Here is a 13,952-nt window from a genome sequence, read left to right on the forward strand (position 1 = left end):
TGACGGTCATGTGCGGGAACAGTGCGTAACTCTGGAACACCACGCCCAGGCCACGGCTGGCGGGTTTGGCGTGGGTGATGTCGCGGCGATCGAGCACGATGCGCCCACTGGTGACTTCGACGAAGCCGGCGATCATTTGCAGGGTGGTGGTTTTGCCGCACCCGGAAGGGCCGAGCAGGGACACGAATTCGCCTTTTTCCACCGAGAGGTCGGTGGCGACCACGGCGTCGATGTCACCGTAGCGTTTGCCGAGTTTTTCAAGTTGCACAAAAGCCATGACTGCGCCTCCACCTGGGATTGTTATGCGTCGCCCGAAGGCGCGCTTTTTTGTATGGGCAGATACGAAAGATTGTTGCGGGGTGCGTTGGCGCTCGACTTGAGTCGGCTGCCGCTGTTGTTCGAATCGCCCCTGTCTGGACGCAGATTAGGACGAAGACTAGGATGGGCTCAATGGCCTATTTCACTGAGGCGATAACTATTTTCAGTTTTATTCGATCAGTAAATTAATTGTCGAGAAACTACATGTCAGATTCCATTGACCGGAATGAAAGCAAAAATGAAGTCGGTGTCGGCGCCGTCTCACGGTTGTTTGCGGTGCTGCGTGCGTTGGGTGACACCGTCGAAGGCGGGGAGCGTGTAACGCAATTGGCCCAACACATCGGCTTGTCGCAACCGACTACCCACCGTTTGCTGCGCAGCCTGATGGAAGAGGGCATGGTCGAGCAGGACGCGCGCAGCAAACGTTATCGCCTGAGCCTGGATTTTTTCGCCTTGGCGGCCCGCGCAGGTAACAGTGGCAACCTGCGTGAGCTGGTGCGCCCGTCACTGTTGCGGCTGTCGGCATCGTTGGGCGACTCGTTGTTTTTGCTGGCGCGCAGTGGTTTCGATGCGATTTGTCTGGACCGCAGTGAAGGGCCGTTTCCGATCCGTACGTTCACCGGTGATATCGGCGGGCGCGTGGCGCTGGGCGTGGGTCAGGGCAGCCTGGCGATCCTGGCATTCCTGCCGGAGGAGGAGCGCGACACGGTCATCCACTACAACCTGCCGCGGTTGAAGGATTTCCATTTGTACGACGAAGTGTTCCTGCGCTCGGAAGTCGAGAACGTGCGCAAGCTCGGTTACGCCGGGCGCAACACCGGCGTGTTGCAGGGCATGGCCGGGGTGGCCGTGCCGATTCTCGATCGCGAAGGGCGGGCAGTGGCGGCGTTGAGTGTGGCCACCGTGAGCGATCGATTAGGTCCGGATCGTTTGCCGACGGTGGTCGAAATGCTCAAACGTGAAGCGGCGTTGATCGGTCCGCGAATCAACCCGTTTGATCCACTATTGCGACGGCCATCGCAGGTGTTTGGGCAGGTTTGAATTCTCTACCGTCCCCTGTAGGAGTGAGCCTGCTCGCGATAGCGCTCTGTCAGTCAACATTTCAGTGACTATAAGACCGCTATCGCGAGCAGGCTCACTCCTACAGGGGGGATCAGAACCGGCTGGTTTGCCTGAGCATCTGTGCGGCTGGCGTATCGGTCGGACTGACCATCGCATAGTTGTAGCCACCCCCCGACCAATACTCGGCCTGCAAGCCGCCGTCACTGCGACTGCCTCTGGGCAGCAGGTAGTTTTTCGGTCCCGGCGGGCGCACGTAGAAGCTGATTTTCTGCCCGCCCTGATTCTCATAGACCACCATTGCCGCCGGCCCCTGTTCGGTGCTGAGCAAGCGCCCGCTGGCCGGTTTGAAGCCGGCCCCCGACAGGTCAGGCAAGCGATTGGCCTGGGTGAAGTAGCGGTCAAGCCAGCCCTGCATATCGCCATCGTCGCCGGCCTTGTAGTCGGCTGGCAATATCCCTTGCTGGGCAATCAGGCGATAGGCCTGAAGTGCATCGGTCATCGGTAGTTGTGCGCTGGTGAAAGTCATCTCACGGGCTTGCCAGCCACTGTAACCGCCGACGCTGACGGCGATCAGCAACATGGCGGCGCTGGCCAAGTGGCGCCGCGATTGGCGTTTGCGGCGTAGGCGAATCATGGCGGGATCGAGTTCCGGGTTGGCCGGTTGCTGCAACACGCCACTCAGGGCTGCGCGCAGTTGCTGGGCATCTTGCTGCCAGGCTCGCACTTGGGTGGCAACGTCCGGATGACTGGTGAGAAACGCCTCTACCAGACGTCGGTCGTCGTCGCTGAGTTGATGGTCGACGTAGGCGTGCAAGTCGCGCTCGCTTGGGGGCATGCTGATCATTTGAGTCTCCGCAGGGCGGGGCGGGTGATTTCGCCTTCACTGAGTTGGCGCAGGGCCTGGCGTGCCCGGGACAGGCGGGACATCACGGTGCCGGTGGGTACGTCGAGAATCTCGGCGACCTCTTTGTAACTCAGGCCTTCCACCGATACCCAAAGCAGCAGCGCGCGCTGTTCGGTGGGCAGTCGATCGAAGGCGTCGAGGGTCGATTGGGCGATCACGGTGCGTTCCACCGAAGGCTGCGCATCGTCACGCCCGGTGAAAAATTCGAGCATTCGCGCATAACGCCGGGTACGTCGGTGCGCATCGAGAAACTGTCGATACAGAATCGAAAACAACCAGGCGCGCAAATCGCCGTCGGCACGTTTGTCGCCCCAACTCGACAGCGCACGCTCCAGGCTGGCCTGGACCAGATCGTCGGCGCTGCTGGCGTTGCGCGTCAGCGATACGGCAAATCGGCGCAATCTGGGGATGATTTCTCGCAGTTGTTCGTCGATATCGTTCATGAAGTTCTGGCCAGTCACTACGCTGTGTGTGTCGGGAGACGACCGGGGCTTGAGGTTATTCCACGCCGGAAAAAATAAATACCGCACACTGGAATAAACCGGCGTGCGGTTCGTCTGCCTGATTCTTCTCACTTGTGGCCGATGGCCCTGGAGTCTTTCATGGTAGATCGATCATCACCGCCCAACCGGCCCCCCCTGAGCACGGCAAGCCTGATCTTGCGTCTGTCTGGCATCGCCGTGGTCGTTGCTGTCGTCGCCGGGGCATTTGCCTACGTCAACGGCACCTTTGACCCACAGCGCCTGACGCCGAAAAAGCTGATCAATGTGCTGGAGACCAACAACGGTGTGCACCCGGGATTCCGTCGCAACCATTCCAAAGGCGTGTGCGTGATCGGCCATTTCGAGAGCAGCGGCGAAGCGCGCAGTTACTCCATCGCGCAAGTATTCAACGAGCCGCGGACACCGGTGGTCGGTCGTTTTGCCTTGCCGGCCGGTAATCCCTACGCGCCGGACAGCGCCGTGCCGATCCGTAGCATGGCGTTGCGTTTCAATCAGGCCAACGGCCAACAGTGGCGCACCGGGATGAACAGCATGCCGGTGTTCCCGGTGGCCACGCCCGAAGCCTTCTATCAATTGCAACAGGCCCAGTCACCGCTGCCCGCAACTGGCAAACCGGACCCCGCGGCAGTGCCGGCGTTCTTCGGTTCGCACCCGGAAGCCGCGCCGTTCCTGGCCTGGATCAAGACCGCCAAACCGTCAGCCAGTTATGTCACCGAAACCTATAACAGCGTCAACGCGTTTTATCTGGTGAACGCTGCCGGACAACGCCAGGCCGTGCGCTGGAGCATGGTGCCGGTAGCGCAGGATGCGCCGGGTGCCACTGCGCCCGAGGGCAGCGATTTTCTCGAGAAAGACCTGGTGCAACGCATCGCCGCCGGCCCCTTGCGTTGGCAATTGAACATCATCCTGGCCAATCCTGGCGACCCTGTGAACGACGCCAGCAAAGCCTGGCCTGAAGGACGCAAAGTGTTGAACGCGGGCACGCTGGTGCTGGAAAAAACCCAGCCGCAACTCAACGGCGAATGCCGTGACATCAACTACGACCCGCTGGTACTGCCCGCCGGTATCGAAGGTTCCGACGACCCGTTGCTGGCCGCTCGCTCGGCCGGTTATGCCAATTCCTACCTGCGTCGCACCAGCGAAGTCAGCCAGTTGCCCGCCGCCAAACAGGAGGCCCAGCAATGAGCACCCAACCCAACCACTTCGCTCCCTTGGCGCGCCTGCTGCATTGGCTGATGGCACTGATGATTGTTGCCATGTTGTTCATCGGCGCGGGCATGGTCGCCTCGGTGTCCGAGCGTCATGAATGGCTGATCAATCTGCACAAACCTTTGGGTGTCGCGATTCTGCTGTTGGTCATCGTGCGTCTGGTGGTGCGTTTTTCCACCACGCAGCCACCGCTGCCGGCGGACCTGCCAAGTTGGCAAGCGCTGGCGGCCAAAGCCTCGCATGTGTTGCTGTACGCCTTGATGCTGGTCTTGCCATTACTGGGCTGGGCGATGATTTCGGCGTCGGGCGAACCGGTGATGCTCAGCAGCTCACTGCAGTTGCCGTCGATTGTGCCGGCGAACGCGCAGGTGTTTGCGTTCTTGCGCAAGGCGCATGGGTATCTGGCTTATCTGTTGTTCCTGACCGTGCTGCTGCACCTGGCGGCGGCGTTGTTTCACGGTTGGATTCGGCGTGATGAGGTGCTGGACAGCATGTTGCGAGGGAAAGATCGCGGGTAACTGAGGGCTTGAAGGCTGCATGCCGGGCATGCAGCCATCCGGGTAGATCAACGCAACGAATCAACCATCTCCGCCACTGTCGTCAACACATCCTTGCCCAACTGCTTCGAACGCTTGCCCGACCATCCCGTCAACGGGTCCGGATGATCGTCGTGGTCCTTGAACGGCATTTCCAGCGTCAGGGACAAGCAGTCGTATTTCTGCCCGACGGCGTTGCAGGCCAAGGTCATGTTGGCTTTGCCCGGTTCGTCGCGGGTGTAGCCGTACTTGGTCTGGAAATCCTTGGTGGTGCGTTTCAAGTGGCTGCGGAAATGTTCTTCGAGTTTTTCGATCCGCGGTGTGTAACCCGGATTGCCTTCGCATGCGGCGGTGAACACGTGAGGGATTTCCTCGTCCCCGTGCACGTCGATGAACATATCGACGCCATACTTCTCCATCTGCTGCTGTACGAAAAACACCTCCGGGCTGATTTCCGGGCTGGCGCTCTGCCAGGCGCGATTGAGGTCCTGGCCCATGGCGTTGGTGCGCAGGTGACCGTGGAAGGCGCCGTCCGGGTTCATGTTCGGCACCAGATACAGATCGGCGCTGGCCAGCAGTTTGCTCAGCACCGGGTCGTCGTGCCGTTCGAGGCGTTCGATGACACCCTCTATGAACCACTCGGCCATGTGCTCGCCGGGATGTTGCTGGGCAATGATCCACACCTTGCGCTGGCCTTCGGCGCCGGTGCCTTTGCGCAACAATTGGATATCGCGACCTTCGACACTTTTGCCGGTGGCCAGCAACTCGGTGCCAGCCTTGGCCAGTGCTTGTTCAATCAGCCAGTCGTGACGGCCACGACTGTAGGGTTCGAAGTAGGCGAACCAGGCGTGGGTCTGGGTGGCTTCGAGGCAGAAGCGCAGGCAGTCGCCTTCGAAGATGGTCGGTACGCGGAACCAGTTGACGTGGTCGTAGGAAGCGACTGCCTGATAACCGTCCCAGGCCTTGTTGTACGAAGACTGGCTGGCATTGTTCAGGCGAAACCAATGCTCCTGGCCGACATGCAGGCCACTGGCCTTGAAGTGGAACCATTGAAAATGGTGGCTTTTGCTATCAGGGCGGATCGCCAGCAGCGGCTTGAGCGGGTCACTGAGGTCGATGACTTGAATGTTGCCGCTGTCGAAGTTGGCGCTGATATCGAGGGAAGATTTGGCCACGGTCGGGTTCCTGATCAGGTTTTTATGGCGGCTACTTTACACGCAAGAGCAAGGGCTTAGGAGCTTGCAAAGATCGTTTCCACCCAGGATGCCCGCGCGCTTTACGACTCAAGGTTTGCTGCGAAGCCTGCCCATCGAAGCGTAGCGATCATCCGTGTTACCACCAGCACCATTTTGAGGCCGGCAGGTGACAGGTTGGGGCATTTCAACTCGTTACCGGTCGGCCCCTTCAGCCTTATACAGCCCTGTTGAAGGCTGATACTTCAGTGTAATCAAACACCTGTAAACCATGCGCCAAATTTGGCATGCAATATGCTTTTTTGGCTTTATGGATAATTGGATACAAAAATACAAAAGGTGCACCGATGAAATTCGCCCCTGCCTATACCGAGCGTCAGCCTGTCACTGCTGAGGAAGAGGCCTACAACTTTCTTCTGGAGGCTATTTGCAAAGGTCGTTACCGCACCGGCGAACGGCTGATCGCCGAGGACATCGCCGGTGAAATCGGCATGAGCCGCATGCCGGTGCGTGAGGCTTTCCGCCGTCTGGATGCTGACGGTCTGGTGACATTGCGGCCCAATCGCGGCGCCATTGTGCGCGGCCTGAACATCGACGAAATGCGTGAGGTGTTCGAGATGCGCAGCGCCCTTGAGGGGCTCGCGATCCGGGTGGCTGTGAGCAAGATGACCGAGCGCCATTTCAGCCATCTGGAGCGTCTGCTGGACGAGATGGACGACTACCGCGAGGACGGTGCCGAGTGGGTCAGCCGCCATCGCGCGTTCCATGAGTACCTGTGCAGCCTGAGCGAACGCCCGCGGTTGATGCGGCAGATTTCGGCGCTGTATTCGGTGATCGAACCGCACATGCGCCTGTGGCTGCAACACGCCGACAAGCCACGCAGTGCCCGGGATGAGCATGCCTCGATTGTCGCCGCCCTGCGTTCCGGCGATCCGGACAAAGCCGCAGAAGTGGTGTGCGAACACATCGAAGGCACCATCCCGCGGTTGATTCAGTTTCTCGAAGCCCATCAATAGAAGAACAACCACCTCCTGCACAGGGGGGCATTTGCAGCCAACTGGAGTCATGACATGCACAAGCCTTGCGCGTTAGTTGCCCTGTTCACCTTGAGTCTGTGTTCGCAATGGGCGATGGCCGCCCCCGAATTGCCCGAGCGATTAAGCAAGAGCGAGAAGATCGTCTATTGCTCCGGCATGGATTCGCCGCCGCTGGTGTCGTTTGACCTGAAACAACAACCGGTCGGGCTTCAGGTGGATATGGGCGAAGCGATTGCCCAGCGTTTGGGTAACAAGAAAGTCGAATGGCGCATCTCGCCCTTCGCCGGGCTGATCCCTGCATTACTCGCGCAGCAGTGCGACATGATCGTCGACCAACTGTTCGACAAACCCGAACGCCGTGAAGTGATCGACATCGTCAACTTCATGTATTCCAGCCAGTCCATCGTGGTGCCCAAGGGCAATCCGAAGTCGGTGAACACGCTGGAAGATTTGTCCGGGCTCAAGGTCGCGGTCAGTAACGGTTCGACTATCCGCGTGCTGCTGGGCAAAGAGAACGAAAAACTCGAAGCGGCCGGCAAGCCGCCGATGAAACTGGTGGTGTACAACGTCGACGCCGACGCCTTCCAGGCCTTGCGCATCAACCAGGTGGACGCTTTCGGCACCACGGTCGAGTCTGCCGGCCATTACCAGCAACTGGCCCCGGATCTGTTTCAGTCGGCGGTGCCGGCATTCAACCGCATCCTCACCGGCTTCGGCGTGCGTAAAAGCGATCCGCAGTTGACCGTGGCGCTCACCGAAGTGCTGCAAGGCATGCGCGCCGACGGCAGTTACGCCGCGCTCCTCAGTAAATGGCATGTCGATAGCGACAAACTGGACTGAGGGAAAACCTGATGAACTTCAATTGGGATGTGTTCTGGCAGTACCTGCTGCAACCCAGCGATGTGTACCTGACAGGGCTTTGGCTGACTTGCCTGATCAGCGTTTCAGCGATGTTGCTCGGTTGTGTGCTTGGGCTGATCGCTGCGTTGATGAAGCTGTCGAGAAACCCGCTGTTGCAGTACCCGGTGCGCTTTTATGTCTGGCTGATGCGTGGCACGCCGTTGCTGGTGCAGATCGTGTTTCTGTACACCGCGTTGGCGGCGGGCGGGATTTTCCGTTTCGAAGACCTGGACCTCGGCTGGTTCATCGTGCCGGGCAACATCCAGGCGGCGATCATCGCGCTGGGTCTCAACGAAGGCGCCTACATGGCCGAGATCATTCGTGCCGGGATCGGCGCGGTGGACAAGGGGCAGTACGAAGCCGGGCGGTCCCTGGGCATGACGTTTCCCAAGTTGATGCGCCGGATCGTGTTGCCCCAGGCGTTCCGGGTGATCGTGCCGCCGCTGGGCAACGAGTTCAACGTGATGCTCAAGAACACCACGCTGGTCAGCGTGATCGGGGTGCAGGAGTTGTTGCTCAGCACGCAAATGGTGACCTCGGCGACTTTCCGCGTGTTCGAGTTGTATCTGGTGGTGGCCATCTACTTCCTGGCGTTGACCACGCTCTGGGGCTTTTTCCAGCGTTGGCTGGAGACACGCTTCGGTCAGTCCGATCGCCCGGCGCCAGCCGCCAGCCGAATGTTTGGACGCCACACCATGAAACTGCTGAGGGGGCGTTGAGATGGCGCACATGAGTGAAGAGCTGGTCATCGAAGCGCTGGATATTCACAAGTCCTTCGGCGACCTGGAAATTCTCAAGGGCATTTCCCTGCAGGTGAAGCGCGGTGAAGTGGTGGTGCTGATCGGCGCGTCCGGCTCCGGTAAAACCACGTTTATCCGCTGCATCAATCTGCTGGAAGACATTCAGTCGGGGCAGATCCGTGTGGCGGGTCAGCCGATGGGCTATCGCACCCGGGCCGATGGCAGCCTGGTACGGGATTCGGAGCGCAACATTGCACGTCAGCGCCGCGACATCGGCATGGTGTTTCAGCGCTTCAATCTGTTCCCGCACATGACGGCCCTGGAAAACATCATCGAGGCGCCCATTCAGGTGTTGGGGGTGTCGCGTGCGGCGGCATTGGAGCAGGCGCGGGCGCTGCTCAAGCGGGTCGGGCTGGCGGAAAAGGCCGATCATTACCCGTCGATGCTGTCCGGTGGTCAGCAACAACGAGTGGCCATCGCCCGGGCGCTGGCGATGAAACCCCAGGCGATGCTGTTCGACGAACCCACCAGCGCCCTCGACCCGGAGACGGTGGGTGAAGTGCTGCAAGTCATGAAGGAGCTGGCTGAGGAGGGCATGACCATGGTCGTGGTCACCCACGAAATGGGCTTTGCCCGTGAAGTCGCCGACCGGGTGGTGGTGCTCGATCAGGGCGAACTGATCGAGCAGGGGCCGCCCGAGCAGATCTTCAGTCAACCCAGGCACGCCCGTACCCGCGCGTTTCTCAGTCGAGTGCTGTAGGAGCGAGCCTGCTCGAGATAAACGTTAAGGATAACGAGGCAAGTCAGACATCCCGCGTCGTTCTCCAGTTCATCGCGAGCAGGCTCGCTCCTACGGGGTTCTTTTACGAACATTTCTTTTGTGTGAGTCCTGCCATGTTCAAGTTTTCCGCCCATGAATATCCCTACGCCTCACAACGTCAAAGTGTCTTCGCCAAACGCGGCATGGTCGCCGCCTCGCAACCGCTGGCAGCCGAAGCCGGAATCGAAATCATGCGCCGCGGTGGCAATGCCATCGATGCGGCGATCGCCACGGCCGCAGCGCTGACGGTCGTCGAACCTACCGGTTGCGGTATTGGTGGCGACGCGTTTGCGTTGGTCTGGACGCAAAACAAGTTGCACGGTTTGAACGCCAATGGCGCTGCCCCGCAAGCCTTGAGCATCGAGGCAGTGAAAACCGCCGGCCATGAAAAAATGCCGTTGCATGGCTGGACACCGGTCACCGTTCCGGGCTGCCCGTCAGCCTGGGCGGAGTTGTCCTCGCGCTTCGGCCGGCTGCCGTTTGCCGACTTGCTGCAACCGGCGATCAGCCTGGCGCGCGATGGTTTTCCCGTGTCGCCGGTGGTTGCGCTGCAATGGCAAACCGCGCTGGAAGACTTCTCACCTGATCGCTGTGAGGCACTTGAAAGTTGGTTCGAGACTTTTCTGATCGATGGCCGTGCGCCCCGAGCCGGTGAAGTGTTCCGCAACCCGGCCCAGGCTCGCACGCTGAGCGAGCTGGCGGCCACGGCGTGTGAAAGCTTCTATCGCGGTGCACTGGCGCAACGGCTTGACGCGCACTCGCGGGCCACGGGTGGCTATTTGCGCGCCAGCGACTTGCAGGACTACCGCGCGCAGTGGGTCGAGCCGATCAAGGTCAATTACCGCGGAGTCGATGTCTGGGAAATCCCACCGAGCGGGCAGGGGCTGGTGGCGTTGATGACATTGAAGATTCTCGAGGGCTTTGACTTCGATCACCGCGACAGTCAACAGACCTGGCACCGTCAACTGGAAGCCATGAAGCTCGCCTACAGCGATGGCTTGCACTACATCACCGATCCGCAGCACATGCGTGTGGCGGTCGATGATTTGCTGAGCGATCACTATGCAACTCATCGACGCTCGCAGATCGGCGAGCGCGCCGTCGCGCCGCAACCGGGTGATCCCCATGCCAGCGGCACTGTTTACCTGGCCACCGCCGATGCCGAAGGCAACATGGTTTCATTCATCCAGAGCAACTACCACGGTTTCGGTTCCGGCGTGGTGTTGCCCGACAGTGGTATCGCCCTGCAGAACCGTGGCGAAGAATTCAGCCTCGATCCAGGTCATGCCAATTGCCTGGCTCCGGGCAAGAAGACGTTCCATACCATCATTCCCGGGTTCCTCAGCAAAGACGGCGAGGCGATGGGGCCTTTCGGCGTGATGGGCGGTTACATGCAGCCGCAAGGCCATGTGCAAATGGTGATGAACCTGGTGGATTTCGGTCTCAATCCGCAAGCGGCGCTCGATGCACCGCGTTGGCAGTGGCTGGGCGGGCTGAAGGTCGGGATCGAACAGGATGCATCGCGGGACATGGCGGCGGCGCTGGCACGTCGTGGGCACACTGTAGAAGTTGCCTGCGACCTCACCAGTTACGGGCGGGGCCAGATCATCTTGCGCGATCCTGAATCGGGCGTGTTATGCGGAGGCACCGAACCGCGAACGGATTCGCATATCGCCGTGTATTGAAAGGGCGTTGGGGGCATCAAGGGGGGCGTCCTCCTTGACGCCGAGGCAGCTTAGAGAGTGTGCGATTGATTCTCAAGTGCTATTTGCCATTGGTTTGCCCTAATGATCACAGGCACCGCTTGCCAACAAATATTCTTTTGATATCATCCGCGCCATCGATTTGTGACACCCAAAGACTTCATTAGCCTGAAGCCATAAGCCAGAAAACTGGCAAAAAAAAGACCCGGCAAAAAGCCGGGTCAAAAACCGTGATTAGCCTGATGAGGAGATAGTCCAGAGACCGACCTAAGGTCCGCTGGGCCATCAACTGATCTCGCGATCAGTTGATGCAATAATAATCATTCTCGTTTGCAAGTCAAACGTTTTTATCTGCGCGATTGGAAAATTCTTTCCCGTCCTCTTCTTTTCATCCTCGCTTCAAGCGTTCTGGTGACATTCCAACGATCGATCCACCATGGCTCTGGCCATGTCGATCATGTGCACCGCAGAAAACGCCAGGTCCCGGTTTGTACCCTGCAGATGGTTGGCTGTCTCGAAGGCTGTCGCGGCAGCACATCGTAAAAGATCCGACGCATGAACCAGCGCTTCTTCACTCTTGATGTTGCGGTTCACGTCGAAGAAACGCTCCTCGACCTGTTCCACTGAAACAGCTGGTTTCAAGTAATAGTCCAGTGCCCGCTGTGCAGCGGCAGAGCCTTTTGCGGAAGTGAGCGAAGTGTCGATTTGCAGGTCGGGCAGGTCGTTGGCGGGTTGGTTCATGGTGATGGCAAGCTCCGTGATAGATTCAGATCCGTGAATTCATCCTAGTACGATCTGTATTTGTGACCATCAATTAAATACTACAATTTGTGTTTTGATGGCTGGAGCCCTCCACGTATCGTGCCGCACATGGATAAATGGATTGAATTGGTCAAGGCCAAGATGAGTGAGCTCAAGGTCACTCAAGAGATACTCGCCGAGCGCCTCGGGATGTCCCAGGGTGGCGTAGGGCATTGGCTGACAAAACGCCGCCAGCCAGGCATCGAGGACATGAATCGGGTCTTGCAGGCGCTGGGCCTGGGGTTTCTGGAAGTGGCGCTGGTGATCAGGGAGCCGGGAGAGTCGCAGGACGACGAGGTTTGCCTGACGCAGAAGTACAACCCGTACTTCCGTTACCCGGTCAGTGACTGGCGCGAAACCAGTGAGGTGCGCGATGGCGAGCAGGCCAGGTATCGTTTCGAATTGTCCGACTACCACGCACAAGGTGCGGCGTTCTGGTTGACCGTGATGGGCGATGCGATGACCGCGCCCAGTGGCCTGAGCATTGCCGAGGGCATGCTGATCCTGGTGGACCCGGACGTGGAAGCGGTGCCTGGCAAACTGATTATTGCCCAGTGGCAAGGCAGTAACGAGGCGATTTTTCGCAAGTTGATCGAAGAGGGCGGGCAGCGTTACCTGGTCCCGCTCAATCCGACGTATCCGAAAGCCCTATACACCGAAGAGTGTCGAATCATCGGTGTGGTGGTTCAGGCAACCGCCAGGTTTTGATCGGATCGGTCCCGGTAAGGTGTAGGACCGATCTTCGTTTCACGCTTCTTCCAGTTCGACCAACGCACTGCCTTCGCTGACCATTTCGCCTTCCTGGCAGTACAGCGCCTTGATCACACCCGCGTGGGGTGCGCGGATGCTGTGCTCCATCTTCATCGCCTCCAGTACCACCAGTTGTGCCCCGGCTTCGACCGTTTGCCCGACCTCGACCAGCACCCGCACGATACTGCCGTTCATGGGCGCAGTCAGGCCGCCCTGATGGCTGTGACTGGCTTCAACGGCGCTGATCGGGTCATACGTCTCGACGCGGCGCAGTTCACCGTCCCATTGCAAATACACAGCGTCACCCCGACGGATAGCCCGGTGCTGGCGGCGCACGCCGTCGCGTTCGGTGAGCAAATGCTCGCCACGCAGTTGAGCCTCGATGCTGCCCAATGTCAGCGCTTCATCCTGGCCTTCACAACTCAGGTGCAGAGTGACTTGCGCTGGCAGGCCGGCGCGCAAACCGTTGCCGCTGGCCCATGGCGAACTCGGGTCGTCAGCTCTCGCTACACGATGCTGGCTCAGGGCAAACGCTTGGGCGGCGCTTTGCCAGAACTCGTCGCTGAGCGGCGCGGGTGTCGGCAACAGCTGTTCCTGATAGCGCGGAATAAACCCGGTATCCAGCTCCGCTGCGGCAAAGGCCGGGTGGCCAATGATCCGCCGCAGGAAGTTGATGTTGGTCTTGAGCCCGCCAATCGCGAACTCATCGAGCATGCTTAGCAACCGCAGGCGCGCCTGTTCGCGGTCCTCGCCCCAGGCAATCAACTTGCCCAGCATTGGATCGTAGAACGGCGAGATTTCGTCGCCTTCCTCGACGCCGCTGTCCACGCGACGGCCTGCGCCGTGCGTCGATTCGCGATACAACTCCAGGCGGCCGGTTGCCGGCAGGAAGTCATTGGCTGGGTCCTCGGCGTACAGCCGCACTTCAATCGCGTGGCCGATCAGCGGCACTTGATCCTGGGTCATCGGCAACGCTTCGCCACGCGCCACGCGGATCTGCCAAGCCACCAGGTCGAGGCCGGTAATGGCTTCGGTGACAGGATGTTCGACCTGCAGGCGTGTGTTCATCTCCATGAAGAAGAATTCGCCGCGTGCATCCAGCAAAAACTCGACGGTGCCGGCACCGACGTAGCCGATGGCCTGTGCCGACCGCACGGCCGCTTCGCCCATGGCGCGACGCAGTTCCGGGCTCAGGCCTGGCGCCGGTGCTTCTTCGACGACTTTCTGGTGCCGCCGCTGAATCGAGCAGTCCCGCTCGTTCAGATACAAGCAGTTGCCGTGCTGATCGGCGAACACCTGGATTTCCACGTGACGCGGTTTGAGCAGGTATTTCTCCACCAGCATCCGCGAATCGCCAAACGACGATTGCGCTTCACGCTGGGCCGAGGCCAGGGCTTCGGCCAGTTGGCTGACGTCCTCGACCACTTTCATGCCTTTGCCGCCGCCACCCGCCGTGGCCTTGAGCAGCACCGGATA

Annotated in this window: 15 protein-coding genes; 9 read left to right on the forward strand and 6 right to left on the reverse strand. The window is 59.7% G+C overall.

The window, feature by feature from the left end; genetic code table 11:
- A partial coding sequence (locus D8V06_RS07395; protein ID WP_130930711.1) for an ATP-binding cassette domain-containing protein occupies positions 1-277 on the reverse strand: 277 nt, incomplete at its 3' end.
- A gap of 245 nt (positions 278-522) precedes the next feature.
- On the opposite strand from D8V06_RS07395, the gene D8V06_RS07400 reads away from it, so the two are divergent.
- Positions 523-1,359, forward strand: a complete 837-nt coding sequence (locus tag D8V06_RS07400; protein ID WP_056854664.1) for an IclR family transcriptional regulator — start codon at positions 523-525, stop codon at positions 1,357-1,359.
- Between the two features lie 112 nt (positions 1,360-1,471).
- On the opposite strand, the gene D8V06_RS07405 is transcribed toward D8V06_RS07400, so the two are convergent.
- Together D8V06_RS07405 and D8V06_RS07410 are read right to left on the reverse strand one after the other, a co-directional pair.
- Complete coding sequence (locus D8V06_RS07405) at positions 1,472-2,224, reverse strand: anti-sigma factor (protein ID WP_130907101.1); 753 nt, start codon at positions 2,222-2,224, stop codon at positions 1,472-1,474.
- Entirely contained in the window at positions 2,221-2,727 is a 507-nt protein-coding gene (locus D8V06_RS07410) for a sigma-70 family RNA polymerase sigma factor (RefSeq protein WP_130904273.1), read from the reverse strand. Before D8V06_RS07410 ends, D8V06_RS07405 begins: the two co-directional genes overlap by 4 nt.
- 159 nt (positions 2,728-2,886) lie before the next feature.
- Between D8V06_RS07410 and D8V06_RS07415 the strand changes: the two genes are divergently transcribed.
- Positions 2,887-3,972: a catalase family peroxidase gene (locus D8V06_RS07415; protein ID WP_056854661.1), complete on the forward strand. Its 1,086-nt coding sequence runs from the start codon at positions 2,887-2,889 to the stop codon at positions 3,970-3,972.
- Positions 3,969-4,514: a cytochrome b gene (locus D8V06_RS07420; protein WP_130904275.1), complete on the forward strand. Its 546-nt coding sequence runs from the start codon at positions 3,969-3,971 to the stop codon at positions 4,512-4,514. The genes D8V06_RS07415 and D8V06_RS07420 overlap by 4 nt, the downstream gene beginning before the upstream one ends.
- Before the next feature lie 47 nt (positions 4,515-4,561).
- On the opposite strand, the gene D8V06_RS07425 is transcribed toward D8V06_RS07420, so the two are convergent.
- Positions 4,562-5,707, reverse strand: a complete 1,146-nt coding sequence (locus tag D8V06_RS07425) for a carboxypeptidase family protein (RefSeq protein WP_177434393.1) — start codon at positions 5,705-5,707, stop codon at positions 4,562-4,564.
- 365 nt (positions 5,708-6,072) lie between these two features.
- Between D8V06_RS07425 and D8V06_RS07430 the strand changes: the two genes are divergently transcribed.
- The 5 genes from D8V06_RS07430 to D8V06_RS07450 all read left to right on the forward strand — a co-directional run bounded on the left by D8V06_RS07430 (position 6,073) and on the right by D8V06_RS07450 (position 10,907).
- Positions 6,073-6,741 (forward strand): GntR family transcriptional regulator, encoded by a 669-nt coding sequence (locus tag D8V06_RS07430; RefSeq protein ID WP_130904277.1) that lies wholly within the window; start codon positions 6,073-6,075, stop codon positions 6,739-6,741.
- 54 nt (positions 6,742-6,795) lie between these two features.
- Positions 6,796-7,602: an ABC transporter substrate-binding protein gene (locus D8V06_RS07435; RefSeq protein WP_056854657.1), complete on the forward strand. Its 807-nt coding sequence runs from the start codon at positions 6,796-6,798 to the stop codon at positions 7,600-7,602.
- A gap of 11 nt (positions 7,603-7,613) precedes the next feature.
- Positions 7,614-8,381, forward strand: coding sequence for an amino acid ABC transporter permease (locus D8V06_RS07440; RefSeq protein WP_056854656.1), 768 nt, complete (start codon positions 7,614-7,616; stop codon positions 8,379-8,381).
- A 1-nt stretch (position 8,382) separates the two neighbouring features.
- The gene (locus D8V06_RS07445) at positions 8,383-9,162 is read left to right on the forward strand and encodes an amino acid ABC transporter ATP-binding protein (RefSeq protein WP_056854655.1); all 780 of its coding nucleotides are present in this window, start codon (positions 8,383-8,385) and stop codon (positions 9,160-9,162) included.
- 134 nt (positions 9,163-9,296) lie between these two features.
- Positions 9,297-10,907 carry a gamma-glutamyltransferase family protein gene (locus D8V06_RS07450; RefSeq protein ID WP_130930713.1) on the forward strand — a complete coding sequence of 537 codons (1,611 nt, stop codon included), beginning with the start codon at positions 9,297-9,299 and terminating at the stop codon, positions 10,905-10,907.
- Between the two features lie 417 nt (positions 10,908-11,324).
- Here D8V06_RS07450 and D8V06_RS07455 read toward each other — a convergent pair whose 3' ends face one another.
- Positions 11,325-11,666: a DUF3077 domain-containing protein gene (locus tag D8V06_RS07455; RefSeq protein WP_056854653.1), complete on the reverse strand. Its 342-nt coding sequence runs from the start codon at positions 11,664-11,666 to the stop codon at positions 11,325-11,327.
- 129 nt (positions 11,667-11,795) lie between these two features.
- Between D8V06_RS07455 and D8V06_RS07460 the strand changes: the two genes are divergently transcribed.
- A complete protein-coding gene (locus D8V06_RS07460; RefSeq protein ID WP_056854652.1) occupies positions 11,796-12,434 on the forward strand; it encodes an XRE family transcriptional regulator in 639 nt (212 codons plus the stop codon).
- 39 nt (positions 12,435-12,473) lie between these two features.
- Here the strand turns inward: D8V06_RS07460 and D8V06_RS07465 are convergent.
- Positions 12,474-13,952 (reverse strand): biotin/lipoyl-containing protein (locus tag D8V06_RS07465; protein ID WP_130930714.1); only part of this gene is annotated, 1,479 nt, incomplete at its 5' end.

The sequence above is a fragment of the Pseudomonas sp. Sample_24 genome (assembly GCF_004307605.1).
In the GTDB taxonomy this organism is placed as follows: domain Bacteria; phylum Pseudomonadota; class Gammaproteobacteria; order Pseudomonadales; family Pseudomonadaceae; genus Aquipseudomonas.